Here is an 18,870-nt window from a genome sequence, read left to right on the forward strand (position 1 = left end):
CCACCACCATGGAAAGGCAGAACTGATGTCGCGCGAGCAGGAAGTCGTCCAGGCATGTCCCACCGAGCTGTTCATCGGAGGTAAGTGGCGATCGGCCGACGGCGGTAGAACGCTCGCGGTCGAGGACCCGTCCACCGGGACGACGCTCTGCGACGTCGCCGACGCCAGTCCCGCCGACGGCGTCGCCGCGCTCGACGCGGCTGTGGCCGCCCAGGCCGAGTGGGCCGCCACCGCACCCCGCGAGCGTGGCGAGATCCTGCGCCGGACCTACGAGCTGATGACCCAGCGGGCCGACGAGCTGGCGCTGCTGATGACGCTCGAGATGGGCAAGCCGGTCGCGGAGTCCAAGGGCGAGATCGCGTACGCCGCCGAGTTCTTTCGCTGGTTCGCCGAAGAGGCGGTCCGGATCGACGGCGGCTACCAGGTCGCGCCGAACGGGCAGGGCCGGTTCCTGGTGATGCGCCAGCCGGTCGGTCCGTGTCTGCTGATCACGCCGTGGAACTTCCCGGCCGCGATGGGCGCCCGCAAGATCGGCCCGGCGGTCGCGGCCGGCTGCACGATGGTGATCAAGCCCGCCGCCCAGACCCCGCTGTCGATGCTGAAGCTGGCCGAGCTGATGACCGAGGCCGGGCTGCCCGCGGGCGTGCTCAACGTGATCACGACCAGCGACTCCGGCGGCGTGATGGAGCCGCTGATCCGCGACCCGCGGACCCGCAAGCTGTCGTTCACCGGTTCCACGCCGGTCGGCCGGTCGCTGATCGAGCAGTCCGCCGAGCAGGTGCTGCGGACCAGCATGGAGCTCGGTGGCAACGCGCCGTTCCTGGTCTTCTCCGACGCCGATCTGGACCAGGCGGTCGAGGGCGCGATGCTGGCCAAGATGCGCAACGGCGGCGAGGCCTGTACGGCGGCCAACCGGATCTACGTGCACTCCTCGGTGCTCGAGGACTTCGCGGCCAAGCTCACCGAGAAGATGTCCGCGCTGAAGGTCGGCCGCGGCACCGAGGACGGCGTCCAGGTCGGTCCGCTGATCGACGGCAAGCAGCGGGACAAGGTCAAGGACCTGGTCGACGACGCGGTCCAGCAGGGCGCGCGCGTGCTGACCGGCGCGGAAGTTGCCGAGGGCAAGGGATACTTCTACCCGCCGACCGTGCTCACCGACGTGCCGAAGAGTGCCCGGCTGCAGAAGGAGGAGATCTTCGGCCCGGTCGCCCCGCTGACCGCGTTCGACACCGAGGACGAGGCGGTCGCGATGGCCAACGACACCGAGTTCGGCCTGGTCTCGTACCTGTTCACGCGCGATCTGGCCCGCGCGCTGCGGGTCTCGGAGAAGCTCGAGACCGGCATGATCGGCCTCAACCAGGGCATCGTCTCCAACCCCGCGGCCCCGTTCGGCGGCGTCAAGCAGTCCGGCCTCGGCCGCGAGGGCGGCAGCGTCGGCATCGACGAGTACCTCGAGGTCAAGTACGTCGCGGTGAACCTGGACTGATTCAGGGGAGGTCTCGTGCTTCCACGCCTACTGCGCGGCACTCGGCACGGCACCTCGCTGCACGGGAGCCAAGCTCACGATGCTTCGCATCGCCACGCTCGTCTCCCGCACAGCGAGCTACCGCACCGAGCACCTGCTCGCTACGGCGTGGAAACACGAGACCTCCCCTACTCGATCAGCCACTGCTTGATCGTCTCCTCGTCGGGGCGCGGCGAGGTGCCGATCGCGTGCGGGACGAAGCGGGCGTAGTAGTCGGTGATCGGGCCGTCGGACTCGCGGACCATCATCCCGGCCGCGGCGCCGTCGACGATCCAGCTGCCGATCACCGCCTGGTTGCCCTCGTACGACGGCAGCGGGCTCCACTCCTGGTAGACCATCGTCTCGGTCTCGTACGGGCCCTCGTGCACGTGGTCGTCCGCGCCGATCGTGTGGATCCGGATGTTGCTGCCCTCGCGCCCGTGCAGCGGCTTGGCCACCCACTCCAGCAGGTCGCCGGGGTTGTCGAAGTACGCCGGCAGCAGGTTCGGGTGGTCGGGGTAGAGCTCCCACAGCACCGGCAGGATCGCCTTGGTGGACAGCATCGTCTTCCAGATCGGCTCGATCCACTGCACCGGCTCGCGCTCGACGCCGGCCAGGATGTAGCGCCCGAACTCGTCGTCGAGCATGTCCTCCCACGGGTACAGCTTGAACGCCGTCCGGATCTTCCGCCCGCCCCAGTCGACGAACGCGCGCTGCGACGACTCCCAGCCCAGGTCCTCGATCTCGTGCCCGTACGTCGCCAGGCCGGCCATCGCCGCGGTGTCGCGCAGATACGCGACCGTCATCGCCTCCTCGCCGGAGGTCTCCGCGCCGGAGTTGAAGAAGTGCGCCTCGTTGCCCGGGAAGCGCCCGGCGGCCAGCTGCTCGGCCCACCACTTGACCAGCCGGTCGTGCACCGAGTTCCACTGGTCGGCGTCGGGGAACACGTCCTCCAGCCAGTTCCACTGGATCACCGCCGACTCCAGCAGTCCGGTCGGGGTGTCGCCGTTGATCTCCAGCATCTTCGGCTCGACGCCGTTCCAGACCAGGTCGAAGCGCGCGTACACCGACAGGTCGTCGCGCTTCAGCGACTCCTGCACCAGCGGCAGCGTGCCCGGCGCCAGCCCGAGCTGCGCGTCGCTGAACCGGTCACCGGCCGCCATCACCGCCGCGGCGTGCTTGCACATCGCGTACAACTCCTCGGTGACCGCCTCGAGGTGCAGCACCTCGTCCATGGTCACCTCGTACCAGGCGCTCTCGTTCCAGTACGGGCGCTCGGTGCCGTCGGGCATGTCGGTCATCGGGAAGACCAGACCCTGCTCGACGACCTTGTCCCGCCAGTCCGGCCGGGGCTTGATCGCGTGTCGCCACATCAGCCGCCAGAGCTCCCCTTGCCGGACTTGCCGAAGCCGCCCCGAGTGATGGTGCCGATGTCGCCTCCGCCCGGGTTCAGCCCGCCGCGCCTGACCGTCGGGCTCCCGCTGCCGGCCGTCCCGGTGCGGGGGATCGTATAGGTGCCGCTGCCGGCGGTGTACCGGCCTCCGATCGGCGGTACGAACGCGCCGCCCCGGGTGGCCATGTAGAACCAGAAGAACCCGGCGCCGGACCCGTTGTACTCCCGCTCGTCCTTGCAGTTGGCGTCGTCGGTGCGCTCCTCGGTCTGCGGGTCGACACAGATCGCCGCGTAGTCCGGCTGGTCCTCGTCGTCGTTGGAGCACCCGGTCAGCGAGGCCGCGACCAGCGCGGTCAGGCCGAGCGTGATCCCCGCACTGCGCATCCGGCGGTCGCTCATCGTCGTCCCTCCCCCTCGGCCGGCGGTTTCATCGAGAACATCACCGCCGCGCCCACCACCATCGTCACACCCACCACAACCAGCGGCCCGGTACCCACGTCGGCCACCGCCAGTACGAGCACGGTGAGGAACGAGACGGTCGCCAGCAGCGGCACCACCACCCGCTGCACGACCCGGCCGCGCAGCTCGCCGCTGAAGTAGAACGGGACGGCCAGCGCGGTCGCCAGGTAGTAGAGCGAGACCAGGATGGACACCGCGGCGACGGAGTCGGCCAGTACGGCGTCAGAGGTGAGCACGAGCGTCACGTAGACCAGCACGCTGGCGGCCGCGAACACCCAGGTCGACACACTCGGCGTCTGGTACCGCTTGGAGATCCGCGCGAACCGGCCCGGGAAGGCGTCCCGCCGGGCCATCGACAGCATCGTCCGGGCCGTCGGCAGGATCGTGGTCTGGGTCGACGCGAGCGCGGACACCAGGACGGCGCCGATCAGCAGCTTGCCGCCGGCCGTGCCGAGCAGGTCCTCGCCGAGCACAGCCAGGAAGTCGTCGTCGGCGATCTCGGCCAGCGGCCCGGTCCCGGCGTACGCGACCGCGGCCCAGGCGACCACGACGTACAGGACAACCAGGATCGCGTTGGAGACCAGCGCGGCGATCGCGGGGGTGCTGCGCGGGTTGCGGGACTCCTCGTTGACGCTGAAGGACGAGTCCCAGCCCCAGTAGAGGAACACCGCGACCAGGACTCCGGCGGCCCAGGCACCCTCGCCGGTGTCGGAGAACGCCGGGATGCTGAGGCTGCCGGCCTCGCGGAACGCCGCGACGACGAACCAGATCAGTGCGACCAGCTCGATCGACAGCAGCAGCAACTGGGTGCCGGCGGCGACGCGGATACCGCGGTAGGCGAGCAGAGCCATCACCAGGATGAACGCCGTACCGAGGATGGCCTGGGCGAGCCGGGAGTTCTCCGCGCCGTCCATGCCGAGCAGCGCGTAGGTGTAGACCGAGGCGACCTGGGCGAGGTTGCTCATCACCAGTACGCAAGCCATGACCGTCGTCCAGCCGACCATTCGGCCGACACTCAGTCCGAACGCCTTCTCGGTCCAGGGGAACGTCGTACCGCAGTCGGGCTCGGCCCGGTTGAGCTCACGGAAGCAGAGCGCGACCAGGACGACCGGTACGGCGCTGGCGGCCAGGACGATCGGTGCGGCGGCTCCGGTGTAGGCGGCGAGCAGCCCGACCGACACCGCCAGCGAGTACGCCGGTGCGGTGGAGGAGACCCCGATCGCGGTCCCGGCTCCCACGCCCAGCGCGCCACGTCGCAGGTTACGGCCGCGCGACCGCGACTCGGTCGTCGTCACAGTGCCACCCTCTGGTTGCCGGACATTCTGGTCAGCCCAGAGTGCCACCCCGGCGAGGGCACTGGCATCGGGCTGCCGCTTCTGACGTCCTCAGTGCCCCATCAGTTCCGTCACAGTCACCAGTTCGAAACCCTTCGCCCGGAGCGCCTTGACGATCGGCGGGATCGCCTCGTCGGTGAACGGCGCGTTGTCGCCGCCGTGCATGTGCAGGACGACGATCGAGCCGTTGCGGGCGTGCTGCAGGACCTGGTCGACGATGGACTTCGGCGACTTCGCGAAGCCGTCGGCGCCGGGCACGTCGAGGCCGACCGCGGTGACACCGGCCGGGGCGAGCTCGTGCAGCGCCGTACCGTCGTAGCAGCCGCCGGGGAAGCGGAACCAGCGGGTGGCGTGCGGGTCGAGGCGGTCGAGGATGGTGACGGCGCGGCGGACGTCGGAGAGCATCTCGGGCCGGGGGACGGTGCCGAGCGTGTAGCAGTGCTTGGTGAAGGCCCGGTGGTCGTAGGTGTGGGTGCCGAGCTCGAAGAGGGGATCCGCGGCGAGCTCACGGGTGCGCTCCGGGTACTGCTCCATCCACAGGCCGGTGAGGAAGAGCGTGGCCGGGACTTTCAGGTCGCGCAGGTGCCGGAAGAGCGCGTCGTTGTAGTAGGACTCGACCTTGCCGCTGGTGAGCCGGCGGCGCATGGCCGCGGTCAGGTCGGCGTCGAAGGTCAGCGCGATCCGCGGCTTGTCCCGCGGGCCGTGCTGCACGATCGGCATCAGGTTGGTCTGGTGCGACTGCCCGGGCCGGTCGATCGGCGTCGGCTTCGATGTCGGTGTCGGCTGCGGCGCCGGTGAGGTTGCCGTGGGTGTGGTCGTCGCCCGGGTCTGTGATGGTGGACTGTCTCCACAGCTGACCAGTAGTGCCGCCACGACCGCGCACAGCGCAGCCACCGTCCATCCCCGTGCCCCAGTCACAAGCGACGAGTATGCCTGCGACAGGGGTAACCGCCGGTGAGCTGGGTACCTCCGCCGGATGCCGCCCACCCTGCTGCCCACCCGCTCGACCTGGGCCGGAGTCCTGATCGGCATCGGGACCGCAGCCTTCGTCGACGAGACCGTGTTCCACCAACTGCTGCACTGGCACCACTTCTACGACCGGTCGACCCCGGCCGCGGGACTGGTCTCCGACGGCCTCTTCCACGCCTTCGGCTGGTTCGCCGTCGTGATCGGCCTGGTGATGTACGCCGATCTGCGGCGCCGCGACGGTCTGTCCCGCCGCCGACTGACGGCTGGTGTGCTGCTGGGCGCCGGCGTCTTCCAGCTGTACGACGGCACCGTGCAGCACAAGCTGCTCGACCTGCACCAGATCCGCTACGGCGTCGACCTGACGGTCTACGACTGGACGTGGAACGTCCTGGCCGCGGTGATGGTCGTCGCCGGCGCGCTGCTGCTCCGGCGGCGCGCATGATCGGGATGCACGCCGCGCACTCCAGCGGCTCAGCGGCGGGCCTCGTACCAGCGCTCGCTGTGGCGGTGGCCTACGTCTGGGCAGCGCAGCGGCTGCGTCGGCGAGGTGACAGCTGGTCCGGCTGGCGGACCCTGTCGTTCGTGGTCGGCGTTCTGGCGCTGGGGGCGGTGCTCCAGCTGCCCGATGGCGAGTTCACCGCCCACATGACCCAGCACCTGGTGATCGGAATGCTCGCGCCGTTGCTGATCGTCCTGGCGCGGCCGTTCACCCTGATGCTCCGCGTCCTGCCGCCGAGCTCATCCCGACGGGCCCTGCTCCGCGTCGTCCACTCCCGCTGGTCCGGCTGGCTGATCAGCCTCCCGGTCGTCGCTGTACTCGAGGCCGGCAGCCTCTGGGCGCTCTACCGGACACCTCTGTTCGCCAGCACCCAGCAACACCCCTGGCTCCATGCGCTGGTTCACCTGCACGTCCTACTGACCGGACTGCTCTTCACCTTCGCGATCTGCCAGCTCGACCCAGTACGCCGCCGCTACGGCCTCCTGCCGCGCGCCGCGACGGTCGTGCTCACCGGCGCGGCGCACGCCGTACTGGCCAAGTCGCTGTACGCCGAACCGCCGCCCGGCACGACCTTCACCCCAGCGGACCTGGCTGCGGGCGCCAAGCTCATGTACTACGGCGGCGACGTGGTGGAGATCGCTCTGGCCGTGGTGCTCGCCCTCCAGTGGTACCGGGCTGAGGGGCGTGCCTTGGCCCGCACGCAAGCCGTCTAGCGACCTACGGCCTCCAGGTACCACCGCAGTGCCGCCGCTGGGCTGTCCGGCGACGCCCAGCCGTTCACCACCGCCAGCAGTTCGAAGTAACGCTCCCGCCGTGCATCCGCAGCGAGCACGAGGCGGTCCACGTCCACCGCCCCCACTGCCTCGACATAGGCGGCCGCTTCTGCCGATCGGGGTTCGATCCCCGCCGCGATCGCCGGTCCCACCACCCGCCGGATCACCGCCACGTCGTGCGGCCGCAGCCCGCTCCCGACGTACCCGTCCACCAGTTCTCGCATCAACCCGCCGAACTGCTCGTTCCGCACGAGCTCGACCAGGTCGGCCCAAGCGGCGATCTGCGCGTCGGTCGGCTCGTCCGGCAACTCGGGCACCATCGACCGCCTGGCCGCGGCCAGCGACGGATCGGCCCGCTCGAACACCGCCGTCAGGAACTCGTCGACCAGCGCCGTCCGCTCCGTCTCGGACATCCGAGCGAACCGATGCAGCCTGTCCAGCGCCCCGGCGTCCGCGTCTCGCTCCGCCGCCATCGCGAGCACCACGCGACGCATCCGCAACTGCCGGATCTGGACGTTGAGCGCCTCCGCCTGGGTGGCCGCCACCTCGGTCAACGACCGGCGGCCGTCCAGCACCTGCTGGACGATCGCCAACGGCAGACCGAGGTCGCGCAGCGTGCGGATCAGCTCCAGCCGGGCCAGCGCCTGGGCGTCGTAGCGGCGGTGGCCCGTGGCGGAGCGAGTGCTGGGCACGACCCCTCGATCGGAGTAGAAGCGGATGGTCTTCACCGTCAGGCCCGTCCGCCGGGACAGTTCGCCGATCGAGTAGGTCATGCCGCCAACAATGCGGTCTCCACCCAGGGGAGATTCAAGCCACCAGATCGTTGGCCGAGCGCAGCACCGGTACGCCGACCTCCGCCGGGGCCGACGCGCCGGTCACGTGGAAGGTGTGCGAGTCGCCCGCGGACAAGGTGATCAGGCAGCTGTCGACCGTCGCGGCCGGGTCGAGGCGGTCGGGGAAGAGCGCCACGTCCTTGGCCAGCGCGGTGGCCGTCACCGTCACGTCGTAGCCGCCGTCGACGGCCGTCACGGACGCGGTGTAGGCGTCCCCGGCCAGCTGCAGCGATGTGTCCTCGACGAAGTACCAGTACGCCGTACTGCCGTCCTCGCCGCGCACCTCGACGTACTCCGCGGCCGGATCGCCAGGCGTGGCGATCGACTCCGGCAGCGAGTTCAGCACCGCGGACCGCGGACCGACCTCGAGCGCGAAGGTCTCCTGCGCCAGCACGGCGCCGCCGGCGGACGTGCTGCGGCGCGCGACGGTGATCGACGTCGACCAGGCCTCGTCGGTGTCGTTGTGCCCGGCAACCACCAGGCCGTCCTCGCGCGGCTGCACGGTCAGCAGGCGATCGGCGTACGCGTGCTTGAGCGCGAACCACAACGGCTTGCGGATCCCGTGCCCGTCGACGGCGGCCCAGGAGATCACCGGCCAGTTGTCGTTCAGCTGCCAGACGATCGTGCCGGTGTTCAGCGGGAACAGGCTGCGCCAGTGCTCGATGCCGTAGGTGACGGCGCGGGCCTGGTTCAGCTGGGTCGTCCAGTGCCAGTCATCGATGTTCTTCCACAGCGGCAGGTGCTCACCGAGCCCACGCTCGAGCTTGAGGTTGCCCTCGAACGCCTTCTGGTGCACGAGCATCTGCTCGCCGTACGGGTCGAGCGGCTCGTCGTGCACCACCGAGGTCAGCGTCGACCAGGCCGGCGGCCCCTGGAACCCGAACTCCGACACGAACCGCGCCTTGTACTTGCGGTACGTCGAGTAGTCGACCTGGTTCCAGACGTCCCAGACATGCATCGTGCCGTTGCGCTCGTCGTTGGGGTGGATGAAGTGGTCGTAGGAGTACGGGCTGCCCGGCGAGTACGGCGTGCGCGGGTCGAGCTCCGCGACGATCTTCGGCAGCAGGTCGAAGTAGTAGCCCTCGCCCCACGTCCGGCCCGCGAGCGGCTGCCGCCAGCCCCACTCGACGTAGCCCCAGATGTTCTCGTTGTTGCCGTTCCAGATCGCCAGACTGGCGTGCCGGCTGAGTCGCGTGACGGCCTGTCGCGCCTCGGCCTCGACCTCGCTGCGCAGCGGCTCCTCCTCCGAGTACGCCGCGCAGGCGAACAGGAAGTCCTGCCAGACCAGGACGCCGAGCTCGTCGCAGACGTCGTAGAAGTCGTCGGACTCGTAGATGCCGCCGCCCCAGACCCGGAGCAGGTTCATCTCGGCGTCGATCGCGTCGGCGATGCTGCGCTCGTACGTCGACCGGTTCAGCCGGGTGACGAACGCGTCGTCGGGGATCCAGTTCGCGCCGCGGACGTAGATCGGCTTGCCGTTCACCGACAACACGAACGGGCCGCCGTGCTCGTCCGGTGCGACGTCCATCGTGATGGTCCGGAAGCCGACCCGGCCGCTCCAGCCGTCAGTCTGCTCGCCGGCCCGCAGCGACACCGTCACGTCGTACAGAGGCTGCTCGCCGTGGCCGCGCGGCCACCACTTGGCGACGTTGTCGACGGTCGCCTTGATCCCGGCCTCTTCGGTGCCGGCGGCAACCGTCATCTCGGTCGTGGTGCCGCCGACCTCGACGGTGAGCGTCGCGTCGGCAGTGAACCCCTCGGCCCAGGCCAGCGCGACCTTGGTGTCCAGTACGCCGTGGTCGCCGTCGAGCCCGGCGAGCGGGCGGACGGTGTCGATCCGCACGCCGGTCCAGGACTCGATCCGGATCGGCCGCCAGACGCCGACGGTCGCGACGTCCGGTCCCCAATCCCAGCCGAAGTTGCTGGCCATCTTGCGGATCGCGTTGTACGGGTGCAGGTTCGTGTGCGGCCAGAGCCCGAGCTGCTCGGCCAGCTGGTCCGCGGTGTCCGCCGGGCCGGCGAACTCGATCACCAGCTCGTTGCGCTCGGCAACGAGCAGTGCGGTGACGTCGAACCGGTACGAGCGGTGCTGGTTCCAGGTCTTGGCGATCTCGGTGCCGTTCAGGGTGACGGTCGCGGCCGTGTCCAGGCCCTCGGCCACCAGTTCCTGGACGGCGTGGCCGTCGGGCTGCCAGTCGAACTCGGTCCGGTAGCTCCAGCGGGTCCGGCCGATCCAATGCAGCTTGTTCTCGTTGGCGCCGTCGAACGGGTCGGGGACGACCCCGGCGGCCAGCAGGTCGGTGTGGACCTCACCCGGCACGGTCGCGGCGACCGGCGCGGCCAGGATCGCACTGTGCCGGTCGGGCACCGGACCGTCGACGGCGCGCACGGTCCACGCGAGCCCACCGTCGGTGGTCAGCGGGACATGGCGAGGAGAGCTGAGGTTCACGAGGGGTCTCTTTCGGAAGAGTTACTTAACAGACTCAATAAATTCTAGAGCCCGGGAATCAGGAAAAGACAGTCCGTTGCCAGAGGTCGGCCAGCAGCCGGTGACCGGCGGCCGTCGGGTGCACGCCGTCGTCGGCGAGTGTCTCCGGGCCGACTTCCGCGGCTCGGGCAGTGAACTCGACGTCGGCCGGGACCAGCAGCGCGCCGTACTCGCCGGCCAATCGGCGGACCACCTCGAGCTTGGGGTCCAGATCCTCGCGCCAGCCGCGCTGCTCGTCCTTCACCGGGACGAGGAACGGCTCGACCAGCACCAGACGGACCTGCCGCAGGGGATCGAGCAGCTTGCGGTACGCCGCCTCGAACTGCTCCGCCGAGGTCGGGTCGTTCTCGTCGTACCGGCGCCAGGTGTCGTTGATCCCGATCAGCACCGAGACCAGGTCGGGGGAGTGGGCGAGCACGTCGGTCTCCCAGCGAGCGACCAGGTCGACGGCGCGGTTGCCGCTGATCCCGGCGTTCAGGATCATCGGGCGGCTCGTGCCCAGGTCGTCGTACAGGTACTTCACGTAGCCGTCGCCCAGGCCGGCCGGGTCGTCGCGCCGGCCGCAGTCGGTGACCGAATCCCCGGCGAACACGATGGTTCGCCGGGGATCCAGAAGGTTGTCCGTGGTCACAGAGTGGCCGCGTTCACGTCCCAGTCGTCCGGCAGGACCGGCGACTGCTCGACCGTGCTGGTGACGTCGACGAACGCCCCGGTGTCGATCGACTCGGTGATGGAGGCCATCACATCGACGATGTGGAACGCCAGCGCGCCGGTGGCCCGGTGCGGCCGGTCGGCCCGGATCGCCCGCGCCATCTCCAGTACGCCGGTCCCGCGCTCGGCCGTCGCCTCGGTGGTGGCGACGGTCTCCCAGTCGTCCCCGCCGCGGCGGCGGATCTTGATCTCCCCGTCGAACCGGTTCGGGTCCGGGACGGCCAGGGTCGCCTCGGAGCCGGTGATCTCGACGAACCCGGCCCGCGGCAGCGGCGAGTCGAAGCTGAAGATGCTCTGCGACGACTGCCCCGACTCGAACCGCGCGATCGCGCTGACGTGCGTCGGCACGGTGACGTCGAACTCGGTGCCGGCCAGCGGCCCCGAACCGATCGTGCGCTTGTCGCGCGACTTCGAGCCCAGGCCCGCGACTGCCGCGACCGGGCCGAACAGCTGCACCAGCGTGGTCAGGTAGTACGGACCGATGTCCCACAGCGGTCCGGCGCCTTCCTGGAACAGGAACGCCGGATTCGGGTGCCAGGACTCCGGACCGGGCGACTGCATCAGGGTGAGTGCGGTCAGCGGCGTACCGATGTCACCCTTCTCGATGATCCGGCGCGACTCCTGCAGGCCCGGGCCGAGAATCGTGTCCGGCGCGCAGCCGAGCCGCAGTCCCGCGTCCTGGGCGGTGGCGAGCAGCTTGAGGCCGCTCTCCTGGTCGAGCGAGAACGGCTTCTCGCTCCACACGTGCTTGCCCGCGGCAATCGCCGCCAGTGCCACCTCGACGTGCGCGATCGGAATGGTCAGGTTGACCACGATCTCGACGTCGGCGTTGTTCAGCACGGCCTCGGGACCGCCGTGCGCGGGGATTCCGTACTCCTCGGCCTTCGCCTTGGCCGCCTCCGGCCGCAGGTCGCCGATCGCGACGACGCTGAGGTCGGGGAAGCTCTGCATGCTCTTGATGTAGGCGTCGGAGATCACTCCGGCGCCGATGACGCCTACCCCGACCGGGCTCATGCCTGGTCCTGCCCGGTGAGGTAGCGGAAGCTGCCCTCGACGGCGTCGAAGATCTCACCGGTGAAGTCGTCCAGCTCGACCACGCGCAGCGCGGTCGGCGCCGCGGCCAGGATGTCGTTGACGGCGATCGTGCCGGCGCCGACCGCGACCTGGGCCTTGTTGTCCAGCGTCCCGTCGCCGTCCTTGACGTGCAGCGCCTTCACCCGGTCACCGAGCCGGCCGAGCAGCGCCGGTACGTCGGCACCGCCGACGGCGGCCCAGTACGTGTCGACCTCGAGGATGACCTCGTCGGACAGGTTGTCGGCCAGGATCTCCAGCGCGTGCACGCCGTCGATCACCGACTCCAGCTCGAAGTGGTGGTTGTGGTAACCGACCGTGATGCCGTGCTCGGCACCTTGCTTCGCGGCGGCGTTCAGCCCTTCGGCGATCACCTTGATCTCGTCGACCGACTGCCACCGCGCCGGGTCGGTGTGCGGGTCGATGACCGTACCGATGCCCAGCTTCTTGGCCGCCTCGAAGATCGGCCCGCTGTCCTCGCGCAGCAGCCCCGCGTGCGTGCTCGGCGCCGTCAGACCGTACTTGGGCAGCGCGTCGGCCAGCTGACCGGCCAGATTCACCAGACCGAACGGCTCCACCTTGGTGAAACCGATCTCCGCGATCCGGGCCAGGGTGGCGTCGAAGTCCTCCTCCAGCTTGTACCGCACCGTGTAGAGCTGGAGGGACAGGTTGTCCACTGCGACCATTCTTCTCTCCTCGTCGCCAGGGTCCCTCCGCTGCCCAGAGAACCCCCGGCCTCGCTTGACCGAACCGGTTAAGTACCGTCCGGCAGCCTATCCCACACCTCCCCCCGCCGACCAGGGTCGAATCATCCCGTGGTCACCACCCGGCAACCGCTTCCCGTGGCGGTCCCGGTCTGGACCAGGTGCGGAGATCACACCAAACGGAGCGCCGGAAAGACACAGGAACAAGAAAGAGAAAGAACCACAGTCGGTCCGTCTGCCCAATCCGGTGGGTGCCCCGCTGGCCGCGGCTCGAGGTCGGGGTAGAGCTCTTTTGCTCTTGGTTTCTCTCTTGCCTCTGTCTTTCGGCAGTGGCTTTCGTCCTCTGCGCTGAGTGAAGTTTGATCAAATGGTCGCGCTCGGTGAGGGAGAGCGTTGACCTGCTGACAGGCCGTGGTCGGCGGCGCAGAATGAGTGCCTGCCGAGCCGCCCGTCACGGTTCGGTCCGCCCGTTCGAAGGAGCCGATCGTGGGCCGTGTGACCATCAAGGAGATCGCTCGACGGGCCGGGTCTCCAAGGGTGCGGTGTCGTACGCGTTGAACAACCAGCCGGGGGTTTCGGAGGCGACTCGGGCCCGGGTGCTGAAGGTGGCCGAGGAGCTGGAGTGGATGCCGAACCGGGCCGCCCGGCAGCTGTCGGCGGCGCGGAGTGAGACGTTCGGGCTGGTGCTGGCTCGCACGGCGAAGACGTTGAGCGAAGAGCCCTTCTACATGGGGTTCGTGGGTGGGGTGGAGTCGGTGCTGGGGGAGAAGTCCTACGCGCTGGCGCTGCAGGTCGTGCCTGACCTGCAGGAAGAGATGGCGACGTACCGGAAGTGGGCGGCCGAGCGACGGGTCGACGGGGTGATCGTCGTCGATCTGCGGGTCGACGATCCGCGGATTCCGTTGCTCCGGAAGCTCGAGTTGCCGGCGGTGGTCGTCGGTGATCCGGTGCTCGCCGACGGGTTGACCTCGGTCTGGAACGACGGCCGGTCGGCGATGAACGCCGCGGTCGAGCACGTCGCGTCACTCGGGCACAAGGTCGTCGCCCGGGTCGCGGGGCCGCCGGATCACGGGCACGTGTGGATCCGGGACCAGGCGTACGCCGCGGCCGGCCGGCGGCTCCGCATGCAGCTGCGGATCCGGCACACCGACTTCTCCGGTGAGGAAGGCGCCGCGGCGACGCGCGAGCTGCTGACCGCGGAGCGGCGCCCGACCGCGATCATCTACGACAACGACCTGATGGCGGTCGCCGGTCTCTCGGTGATCAACGGGCTCGGCCTGAAGTCGCCCGACGACGTCACGATCGTCGCCTGGGACGACTCGGCGCTGTGCCGGCTGACCCATCCGACGCTGACCGCGATGAGCCACAACATCGTCGCGTACGGCGCGGAGGTCGCGCATCGCCTGTTCGGCCTGCTCGACGGAGCGCCTGCCGCGGCGCATCTCTACTCGACACCGGTGCTGGTGATCCGCGAAAGCTCAGGCCCGCCCGCGAGCTGACGTCACCCGCACCGGTACGCCGTTCAGCACCGCCGTGCCGCCCACCGCGTCGGTCTCCGCGTCGTCCGTGACGTCGTTGACCGACGCGCCGGCGACCTGCCCGGCCACGCCGAGCCGTACGCCGGGCAGCCCGTGCCCGAACCCGTGCGGCAAGCTCACCACCCCAGGCATCATGTCGTTGCTCTCAGCAACCTCAACGGTGAGCGCACCGGCCGCCGAGGTGACCTCCACCAACTCCCCGTCGGTCAGCGAACGCCCAGCCAGATCGGCAGGATTCATCAGCAGCTGATGCCGGGGCTTGCCCTTCACCAGCCGCGCCGAGTTGTGCATCCAGGAGTTGTTGCTGCGCAGATGACGCCGTCCGATCAGCAGCAGCTCGCCATCGTTGCCAGAAGCAACCGAAGCCGACGAAAGCCGAGCCAGATCGTCGAGCACAGACTGCTGGGCCAGGTCAATCCGCTTGCCAGGTGTCCGCAAAGCCCCCGGCAAAGCAGGCTGCAACGGCCCCAGGTCAATCCCGCCCGGCGACTTCCGCAGCTTGCGCAGCGACAGCCGGTACGGCCCGATCCGCAACCCCAGGTCCACGACCCGCCGCGGCGACAACCGCAACCGCACTCCGGCGATCACCTTCTGCCGCGATCGAGGCATCCGCCGCAGCAGTTCCAGCCCCAGGTCCCGGAAGATCTCCCAGTCGTGCCGCGCCTCAGCGGGCCGAGGCAGCACCGCCTCGTTCCACCGCGCGGTGTTCCGTACGGCGAGCTGGTGGAACGTCAGGTCGTAGTGGTCCCGTTCCAACGGCGGCGTCGGCGGCAGGATCACGTCCGCGTGCCGGGTCGTCTCGTTGATGTACGGGTCGACCGCCACCAGGAAGTCCAGCCCCGCCAGGCCTTCGTCGAGCTTGCGCCCGTTCGGCGTCGACAGCACCGGGTTCCCGGCGACCGTCACCAGAGCGCGGATCTGCCCGTCGCCCGGCGTCAGGATCTCCTCGGCCAGCTCCGAGACCGGCAGCTCACCGCCGAACTCCGGCAGCCCGCGCACCCGGCTCTTCCACACCCCGACATGCCCGCGCCCGATCCCTCGCAACGTGTCGACCGCCGGCCGCGGGATCATCGTGCCGCCGGGCCGGTCGAGGTTCCCGGTGATGATGTTGAGCACCTGCACGGCCCACTGGCACACCACGCCGAACTGCTGCGTCGACACCCCGACGCGCCCGTAGCAGGCCGCGCGATCCGCGCCCGCGAACTCCGCGGCGATCCGCCGGATCGCCTCCGCCGGAATCCCGGTCGCGGCCGCCGCACGCTCCGGCGTCCACTCCGCGACCGCCTCGGTCACCGCCGCCAGCCCGTCCACGTATGCCGCCGGCCGCGCGTTGCCGTCGGCGATCACCTGGTGGATCAGCGCGAGCAGAAACGCCGCGTCGGTCCCCGGCCGGACGAAGTGGTGCTCGTCCGCGACCGCGGCGGTCTCAGTACGCCGCGGGTCGATCACCACCACGCGCCCGCCCCGGCGCCGGATCTCCTTGAGCCGCCGTCCGAACCCCGGCGCGGTCATCATGCTGCCGTTCGACGCGAGCGGGTTCGCCCCGAGCATCAGCAAGTACGACGTACGGTCGATGTCCGCGACCGGAACCATCAACTGGTGTCCGTACAGCAGGTACGACGCCAACATGTGCGGCAGTTGATCGACCGACGTCGCGCTGAACCGGTTCCTGGTCCGCAGCAGCCGCAGCGCGGTCGGCATGTGGGTCATCGCGCCGAGGCTGTGCACGTTCGGATTGCCCAGGTAGACGGCGACCGCGTTGCGCCCGTGCTCCCGCTGGATCGCCGTCAGCCGATCGGCCACCAACGTGTAGGCCTCGTCCCAGCCGATCGGTTCCCAGCCGTCCCGCGTACGGCGTACCGGTGTTGTCAGGCGGTCCGGATCCTCCTGCAAATCCTTCAGCGCAACGGCCTTCGGGCAGATGTGCCCGCGCGACAGCGGGTCCGCCTCGTCGCCGCGTACGTCGGTCACGCGGCCGTCCTCCACGGTGACGAGCACACCGCAGATGGCTTCACACAAGTTGCACGAGGTCCTGCGCACAGTGGCTGCCATCCCGCCAACTTACGCCTCGGTAACCCAGGCGACTAGTCGAACCGCGCTTCGTCCAACCGGCCGAGGATCGCGTCGACGGTCTCGTTCGGGGAGAGGTCGGAGTTGTCCAGCCACAGTCCACGCCGCGGGCTGAACGCGTGCAGCTCGTAGTCGAGCTCGTCGACCGACAGGCCGCCGAGCCGGCGGGAGATCACGTCGGGGCGAGGCGTCAGGACGACGAGGTAGCGCGGCCGGCTCCGGATGCCGTCGAGGAACTCGCGCAGCAGCTCACCGATCACCACGTCCTGCAGAACGACGGTGAACCCGGCCTGGGCGTAGCCGTCGGCGGCCTGGCAGGCCAACCGGTAGCGCAGCTTGAGCTGTTTTTGTGCCTCCGCGCCGTCGTCGGCGCCGGCCGAGGCCTGGCCGCTGACGATCATCCGCCGGAAGACCTCGCCGCGCAGGTGTACGCCGTACTGGAAGCGTTCGGCGAGCAGTTGGGAGACCGTGGATTTGCCGGCCGCCGTGATCCCGCTGACGACGATCACTCCCTCGGTCTGCACAGGGTGGATCGTGCCACGGGGGACAGGGGTTGCGTCAGGTCTCGGCCACCGGTTGGCCGGAGTCTGCCAACGGTGTCAGGGCCGCAGTGACAGCAGGTGCGCCTCCAGCACCTGACGAACCCGGGCCGCGGTGGTCACCTCGGGCTGAAGCGTCACGTGGAAAGAGATGCCGTCGATCAGGGCGTGCAGCCGTTCGGTCTCCAGCTCGAGGTCGAGATCGGGCCGCAGGTCACCGCTGTCCGACAACGCGTGCATCAGCTGGCCGCACAGGTCGCGTAGTCCTTCGTGGACGGGACCGAGGTGCCGGCGCAGGCCGCCGGCGCCGGACTCGGCCTGGGCCTGGGCGGTGAACGACAACCAGACGTCGAACTCGGCCAGCCGTTCCGGGTCGAGCGGGATCACTTCTTCGAGGTAACGCAGCACGATCTCGACCGGCGTACCGGTGGGCTGGAGCTGGGAGACCCGGGCGTGCACTCGCTGAGAGACCAGGTCCATCGCGAAGCTGATCAGGCCGTCCTGGTCGGGGAAGTAGTACCGCACGGCGCCGGCGGACCAGCCGGCTTCGGCCGCGACGGTGCGGACCGACGCGGCGCGGATCCCGTCCCGGCGGACCACCCGCCACAGCGCCTGCGCGATCTCCTCGCGACGGGCGTCGTGATCGACGATTTTCGGCATGCCCCTTTTTAGCACACCTGTGTTACGGTAGTTCTTGTCAACACAGTCGTGCTGAATAAAGGGGAAGGTCGAGATCGTGCTGCTCGCTGTGATCGCCGCGTGTGAGGTCGGCTTCTGGGTCCTGCTCGCCGCCGGCCTGCTGACGCGCTACCTGTTCCGGCTGCCCAAGCTCGGCATGGCCTTCCTGCTGGCCGTGCCGCTGATCGACGTCGTGATGCTGGTCGCCAGCGTGATCGACATCCGGTCCGGCGGCGAGCCGTCGTTCAAGCACTCGCTGGCCGCGATCTTCATCGGCGTCAGTGTCGGGTTCGGGCACCGGACGCTGCAGTGGGCCGACGCGTGGGCGGCGTACAAGCTGGCCGGCGGCCCGCGACCGGTCAAGCCGCGCAAGGGCACGAAGGCCAAGGCCGAGTTCGAGCGCCGCGGCTGGTACCGGCACCTGCTCGCGTACGCCGTGGGTGTCGGCGTGATGATCGGTCTCGGCCTGCTGTCCGGCCAGGGGTACGACGCGCTGCTCGGCCCGGCGTGGACCTGGACGATCGTGCTGGTGATCGACGCTGTCGTCTCGTTCAGCTACAGCGCCGACGTGACCGAGGACGACGACTGCGAGCCGAGGAAAGAGGTCGCGGCCTGAGGCACGAAGATCCCACTGCGGTCCGCCGGCGCACCGTACATTTCGGTCATGACGAAGACCGGTGCGGGGCGGGTCCTGTTCGGGGTGACGGCGCTGGTGGTGGCGGCCGGGATCGTGATCCAGCTGGTCGTCACGGCGACCACCACCGAGGGCTACTTCCCGGACAACCCGGACCGGGTCTTCAACGTGTTCGCCTACTTCACGATCCAGTCCAACCTGCTGCTCGGCGGCACCGCGCTATTGCTTGCCCTCGGCACCGATCGCGACTCCGCGCTGTTCCGCACGCTGCGGCTCAACGGCGTGCTCTGCATCGCCGTCACCGGCATCGTGTACCACATCGCTCTCGCCGGGATCAACGAACTGTCGGCCGCCGGCGAGGTCGCCGACTTCCTGCTGCACACCGCCACCCCGCTGCTCGGCGTACTGGGCTGGCTGTTCTTCGGACCGCGTGGCCGGACCGACTACCGCATCGTCAGCTGGTCGCTGGTCTTCCCGGTGCTGTGGCTGGCCTTCACGCTGATCCGCGGCGAAGCGGTCGGTTTCTACCCGTACCCGTTCGTCGACGTCGGCGATCTCGGCTATGCAGGAGTCTTGGTCAACTGTTTGCTCGTCGCGCTACTGTTCCTGGTTCTGGCGTTCGGGGCGACTCTGCTCGATCGCCGGCTGAACAGGACCGCCGTCGAGAGGTAGA

At 69.5% G+C, this 18,870-nt stretch carries 18 protein-coding genes; 6 read left to right on the forward strand and 12 right to left on the reverse strand.

The features are described 5' to 3' along the window. The first annotated feature begins 25 nt into the window (after nucleotides 1-25). On the forward strand, nucleotides 26-1,486 hold the full coding sequence (locus tag BWI15_RS35625; protein ID WP_077018865.1) for an NAD-dependent succinate-semialdehyde dehydrogenase: 1,461 nt from the start codon (nucleotides 26-28) through the stop codon (nucleotides 1,484-1,486). 167 nt (nucleotides 1,487-1,653) lie between these two features. Here the strand turns inward: BWI15_RS35625 and BWI15_RS35630 are convergent, their stop codons facing one another. The 4 genes from BWI15_RS35630 to BWI15_RS35645 form a co-directional block, all read right to left on the reverse strand. Beyond that, nucleotides 1,654-2,877: a glutathionylspermidine synthase family protein gene (locus BWI15_RS35630; RefSeq protein WP_077018866.1), complete on the reverse strand. Its 1,224-nt coding sequence runs from the start codon at nucleotides 2,875-2,877 to the stop codon at nucleotides 1,654-1,656. After that, complete coding sequence (locus tag BWI15_RS35635; protein ID WP_077018867.1) at nucleotides 2,877-3,296, reverse strand: hypothetical protein; 420 nt, start codon at nucleotides 3,294-3,296, stop codon at nucleotides 2,877-2,879. Before BWI15_RS35635 ends, BWI15_RS35630 begins: the two co-directional genes overlap by 1 nt. After that, a complete protein-coding gene (locus tag BWI15_RS35640; protein ID WP_077018868.1) occupies nucleotides 3,293-4,651 on the reverse strand; it encodes an APC family permease in 1,359 nt (452 codons plus the stop codon). Before BWI15_RS35640 ends, BWI15_RS35635 begins: the two co-directional genes overlap by 4 nt. Before the next feature lie 90 nt (nucleotides 4,652-4,741). Next, entirely contained in the window at nucleotides 4,742-5,410 is a 669-nt protein-coding gene (locus BWI15_RS35645; protein ID WP_237771601.1) for a polysaccharide deacetylase family protein, read from the reverse strand. 256 nt (nucleotides 5,411-5,666) lie between these two features. Between BWI15_RS35645 and BWI15_RS35650 the strand changes: the two genes are divergently transcribed. Beyond that, nucleotides 5,667-6,101 carry a DUF2243 domain-containing protein gene (locus tag BWI15_RS35650; RefSeq protein ID WP_077019525.1) on the forward strand — a complete coding sequence of 145 codons (435 nt, stop codon included), beginning with the start codon at nucleotides 5,667-5,669 and terminating at the stop codon, nucleotides 6,099-6,101. Next, complete coding sequence (locus BWI15_RS35655) at nucleotides 6,098-6,871, forward strand: cytochrome c oxidase assembly protein (protein WP_083751186.1); 774 nt, start codon at nucleotides 6,098-6,100, stop codon at nucleotides 6,869-6,871. The genes BWI15_RS35650 and BWI15_RS35655 overlap by 4 nt, the downstream gene beginning before the upstream one ends. Here the strand turns inward: BWI15_RS35655 and BWI15_RS35660 are convergent. Genes BWI15_RS35660 through BWI15_RS35680 form a run of 5 tightly spaced genes read right to left on the reverse strand, consistent with a single transcriptional unit; the run spans nucleotide 6,868 to nucleotide 12,720 of the window. After that, nucleotides 6,868-7,704: a MerR family transcriptional regulator gene (locus BWI15_RS35660; RefSeq protein ID WP_077018870.1), complete on the reverse strand. Its 837-nt coding sequence runs from the start codon at nucleotides 7,702-7,704 to the stop codon at nucleotides 6,868-6,870. The two genes, BWI15_RS35655 and BWI15_RS35660, sit on opposite strands and share 4 nt — an antisense overlap. 34 nt (nucleotides 7,705-7,738) lie before the next feature. Beyond that, nucleotides 7,739-10,213 (reverse strand): glycoside hydrolase family 2 protein, encoded by a 2,475-nt coding sequence (locus BWI15_RS35665; protein WP_237771602.1) that lies wholly within the window; start codon nucleotides 10,211-10,213, stop codon nucleotides 7,739-7,741. A gap of 58 nt (nucleotides 10,214-10,271) precedes the next feature. Further along, complete coding sequence (locus tag BWI15_RS35670) at nucleotides 10,272-10,883, reverse strand: SGNH/GDSL hydrolase family protein (RefSeq protein WP_083751187.1); 612 nt, start codon at nucleotides 10,881-10,883, stop codon at nucleotides 10,272-10,274. Next, nucleotides 10,880-11,977 (reverse strand): Gfo/Idh/MocA family protein, encoded by a 1,098-nt coding sequence (locus BWI15_RS35675; RefSeq protein ID WP_077018871.1) that lies wholly within the window; start codon nucleotides 11,975-11,977, stop codon nucleotides 10,880-10,882. The genes BWI15_RS35670 and BWI15_RS35675 overlap by 4 nt, the downstream gene beginning before the upstream one ends. Further along, entirely contained in the window at nucleotides 11,974-12,720 is a 747-nt protein-coding gene (locus BWI15_RS35680; protein ID WP_077018872.1) for a sugar phosphate isomerase/epimerase family protein, read from the reverse strand. The genes BWI15_RS35675 and BWI15_RS35680 overlap by 4 nt, the downstream gene beginning before the upstream one ends. A 560-nt stretch (nucleotides 12,721-13,280) precedes the next feature. Between BWI15_RS35680 and BWI15_RS35685 the strand changes: the two genes are divergently transcribed. Next, a complete protein-coding gene (locus BWI15_RS35685) occupies nucleotides 13,281-14,237 on the forward strand; it encodes a LacI family DNA-binding transcriptional regulator (RefSeq protein WP_077018873.1) in 957 nt (318 codons plus the stop codon). Here BWI15_RS35685 and BWI15_RS35690 read toward each other — a convergent pair. From BWI15_RS35690 to BWI15_RS35700, 3 genes are all read right to left on the reverse strand, one after another. Then, nucleotides 14,217-16,328 (reverse strand): molybdopterin-dependent oxidoreductase, encoded by a 2,112-nt coding sequence (locus BWI15_RS35690; RefSeq protein WP_077018874.1) that lies wholly within the window; start codon nucleotides 16,326-16,328, stop codon nucleotides 14,217-14,219. The two genes, BWI15_RS35685 and BWI15_RS35690, sit on opposite strands and share 21 nt — an antisense overlap. A gap of 32 nt (nucleotides 16,329-16,360) precedes the next feature. Continuing rightward, nucleotides 16,361-16,870: an AAA family ATPase gene (locus BWI15_RS35695; RefSeq protein ID WP_077018875.1), complete on the reverse strand. Its 510-nt coding sequence runs from the start codon at nucleotides 16,868-16,870 to the stop codon at nucleotides 16,361-16,363. A gap of 75 nt (nucleotides 16,871-16,945) precedes the next feature. After that, nucleotides 16,946-17,545 carry a TetR/AcrR family transcriptional regulator gene (locus BWI15_RS35700; RefSeq protein ID WP_077018876.1) on the reverse strand — a complete coding sequence of 200 codons (600 nt, stop codon included), beginning with the start codon at nucleotides 17,543-17,545 and terminating at the stop codon, nucleotides 16,946-16,948. 76 nt (nucleotides 17,546-17,621) lie between these two features. Here BWI15_RS35700 and BWI15_RS35705 point away from each other — a divergent pair, with 76 nt between their 5' ends. Next, on the forward strand, nucleotides 17,622-18,179 hold the full coding sequence (locus BWI15_RS35705) for a 2TM domain-containing protein (RefSeq protein ID WP_077018877.1): 558 nt from the start codon (nucleotides 17,622-17,624) through the stop codon (nucleotides 18,177-18,179). Between the two features lie 48 nt (nucleotides 18,180-18,227). Beyond that, entirely contained in the window at nucleotides 18,228-18,869 is a 642-nt protein-coding gene (locus tag BWI15_RS35710; RefSeq protein ID WP_077018878.1) for a Pr6Pr family membrane protein, read from the forward strand. The last annotated feature ends 1 nt before the right edge of the window (nucleotide 18,870 follow it).

This window comes from Kribbella sp. ALI-6-A, assembly GCF_001984195.1.
Taxonomy (GTDB): Bacteria; Actinomycetota; Actinomycetes; order Propionibacteriales; family Kribbellaceae; genus Kribbella.

What these genes read in the sequence shown, in the direction of transcription:
- BWI15_RS35625 (WP_077018865.1), top strand. Translation starts at nt 26, where the DNA reads ATGTCGCGCGAGCAGGAAGTCGTCCAGGCATGTCCCACCGAGCTGTTC.
- BWI15_RS35630 (WP_077018866.1), bottom strand. Translation starts at nt 2,877, where the DNA reads ATGTGGCGACACGCGATCAAGCCCCGGCCGGACTGGCGGGACAAGGTC.
- BWI15_RS35635 (WP_077018867.1), bottom strand. Translation starts at nt 3,296, where the DNA reads ATGAGCGACCGCCGGATGCGCAGTGCGGGGATCACGCTCGGCCTGACC.
- BWI15_RS35645 (WP_237771601.1), bottom strand. Translation starts at nt 5,410, where the DNA reads ATGCCGATCGTGCAGCACGGCCCGCGGGACAAGCCGCGGATCGCGCTG.
- BWI15_RS35650 (WP_077019525.1), top strand. Translation starts at nt 5,667, where the DNA reads ATGCCGCCCACCCTGCTGCCCACCCGCTCGACCTGGGCCGGAGTCCTG.
- BWI15_RS35655 (WP_083751186.1), top strand. Translation starts at nt 6,098, where the DNA reads ATGATCGGGATGCACGCCGCGCACTCCAGCGGCTCAGCGGCGGGCCTC.
- BWI15_RS35660 (WP_077018870.1), bottom strand. Translation starts at nt 7,704, where the DNA reads ATGACCTACTCGATCGGCGAACTGTCCCGGCGGACGGGCCTGACGGTG.
- BWI15_RS35675 (WP_077018871.1), bottom strand. Translation starts at nt 11,977, where the DNA reads ATGAGCCCGGTCGGGGTAGGCGTCATCGGCGCCGGAGTGATCTCCGAC.
- BWI15_RS35680 (WP_077018872.1), bottom strand. Translation starts at nt 12,720, where the DNA reads ATGGTCGCAGTGGACAACCTGTCCCTCCAGCTCTACACGGTGCGGTAC.
- BWI15_RS35690 (WP_077018874.1), bottom strand. Translation starts at nt 16,328, where the DNA reads ATGGCAGCCACTGTGCGCAGGACCTCGTGCAACTTGTGTGAAGCCATC.
- BWI15_RS35700 (WP_077018876.1), bottom strand. Translation starts at nt 17,545, where the DNA reads ATGCCGAAAATCGTCGATCACGACGCCCGTCGCGAGGAGATCGCGCAG.
- BWI15_RS35710 (WP_077018878.1), top strand. Translation starts at nt 18,228, where the DNA reads ATGACGAAGACCGGTGCGGGGCGGGTCCTGTTCGGGGTGACGGCGCTG.